Here is a 1,082-nt window from a genome sequence, read left to right as displayed (position 1 = left end):
ATCCTTACGGTCTGGCAAAGTGTAACTTTGCAGAGATGGCTAAAAAGCTCGGATATACAAAAATTAACGAGCGTTCTCATGGACAGCCTATCTATATGAATAAAAAAGCCCCGAACAAAATGAAATATATTACACCTGATGTTGATCAGCATAATGGTGGTGTCTGGAAAGCTGCCGATAGTGTGAAAAATCTAGGCAGTAGAAAAACAAGATCAGGAACGTATGACGCTGACCTGAATAGAATAGGTGATTAATGAAATATTCATACAGAATAACAAAATATACTAATGTCAATGAAAATGGCGATGTTTTTTCTGGTTCTGATGAATGGACTAGCTTTTTTGATATTGGTCAAAAAGTAGAAAAAGATGAATATGAAAAGGTTGAAAATCAATATATAGATTATGCTGTTAACTTATGTCACTGCTTAAATGTTAAATCATTCTCAATCAAAGGGTTAGAGGTAAATATTGATGAGATTTCTTATATTGATGGTGAGTCTATAGATATCAATCAATTAAGAAATGTAATTCGATCAATCTTGAGAGAAGATATATGGTGCAAGCTTATATCAGATAAATGTGAATTCCATTTTGGATATGATTTCTATATGTATTTTGTATCAAAAATAAATCCACAGGAATGTATAGAAAAAATAAACACTTTACTTACAGTACAAAAATATAGGTCTCCATATTTAGATGAATAATATTTAATGTAATGCAAAAGCCGGAAAGATCTTCGTGATCTTCCGGCTTTGTTCTGTTAAGAGCGGCTCACTCCCTGCCCTTAGCGGCTTTTGTAGTCGCCAATCAGCTCCCGCATCCGCAGCTTAATTTCACTGATTTGCTCGCGCTGGCGCTGGTATTGTTGTTTGAGGCTGTTGGTCTCGGAACTCGCGGGGATCAGCACTAAACAGCCGTCCATGATCTTCACCGTCACCGAGCCACCAATATCAAACCCCGCTTGTTTAAGCCATCGCCCTTTAAGGTGGATCGCGGGCGGGGCTGTGGCCTTGTCATTTTGCGGGACGTATCCCACGGTGTAATAACGTTCTGTTTTCGCTGCTTTATTTTGAGCTG

The 1,082-nt window shown here is 38.1% G+C and carries 3 protein-coding genes; 2 read left to right on the top strand and 1 reads right to left on the bottom strand.

The window, feature by feature from the left end:
• A partial coding sequence (locus tag PSI17_RS17015) for a toxin C-terminal domain-containing protein (RefSeq protein WP_273553083.1) occupies positions 1 to 254 on the top strand: 254 nt, incomplete at its 5' end.
• A complete protein-coding gene (locus PSI17_RS17010; RefSeq protein ID WP_273553082.1) occupies positions 254 to 709 on the top strand; it encodes a hypothetical protein in 456 nt (151 codons plus the stop codon). The genes PSI17_RS17015 and PSI17_RS17010, both read left to right, overlap by 1 nt.
• Positions 710 to 789: 80 nt before the next feature.
• Here PSI17_RS17010 and PSI17_RS17005 read toward each other — a convergent pair.
• Positions 790 to 1,082 (bottom strand): SymE family type I addiction module toxin (locus PSI17_RS17005; protein WP_273553081.1); only part of this gene is annotated, 293 nt, incomplete at its 5' end.

The sequence above is a fragment of the Xenorhabdus sp. IM139775 genome, from assembly GCF_028598745.1.
In the GTDB taxonomy this organism is placed as follows: domain Bacteria; phylum Pseudomonadota; class Gammaproteobacteria; order Enterobacterales; family Enterobacteriaceae; genus Xenorhabdus.
The sequence above is the reverse complement of the archived record's forward strand: the minus strand, read 5'-3'. Positions and strand labels throughout refer to the sequence as shown.